At 38.9% G+C, this 524-nt stretch carries 1 pseudogene; it reads right to left on the bottom strand.

Features of this window, described 5'->3' with window-relative positions:
- Nucleotides 1–128 precede the first annotated feature (128 nt).
- Nucleotides 129–524 (bottom strand): annotated as a pseudogene (locus IPZ49_RS23045) (hypothetical protein); the annotation flags it as partial.

The raw sequence follows: 524 nt of genomic DNA, 5'->3' as shown, positions 1-524 counted from the left end.
AACTTTTCCTTGATAAAATAAATCGCTAAGATTTTTGTTTTTATCTACGAGGATAATTACTGCTCGCCCAGCTACTTCGCAGACTTCACCAACCCGTAATACCGCTTCCTCATCCGTAAAATGCCCGTTCACCTCGCCCCTCCAAGATAACTTGTGATAATTCTATTCATTATCGGGAAATCTATATTCCCTCCCGGCCGGAAGATTACTTCCACGTTGGAATAATCACGAAATTTATCCATAAACCCATTAACATTTGCCTCGTCAAAAGCAAATATTAGTAGTTTGAGAGTAGCATTACGAAGTGCTTTCTTTGTTAGCGTTTCAAGATGTTCATCAGCAAATGAAAAACCAAATACAACGAGCAGGGTGGCCTCTTTATCCAGCTCATTTGAATAGGTTCTCAGTAAATCATAATAAACATTTTGCAGAAGAGTTTCTTTAAATTTTTCCTTTCTCGGAAGAATTAGGGTATGAGCAAGAACCCACTCTTTCCTTTCTAGCTGAGAGTTAAACCGCAGTGG

It is taken from the genome of Enterobacter cloacae complex sp. S2, assembly GCF_015159675.1.
Lineage (GTDB): Bacteria > Pseudomonadota > Gammaproteobacteria > Enterobacterales > Enterobacteriaceae > Enterobacter > Enterobacter intestinihominis.
Note: the sequence above shows the minus strand (reverse complement) of the source record. Positions and strands in the feature narration are given on the sequence as shown.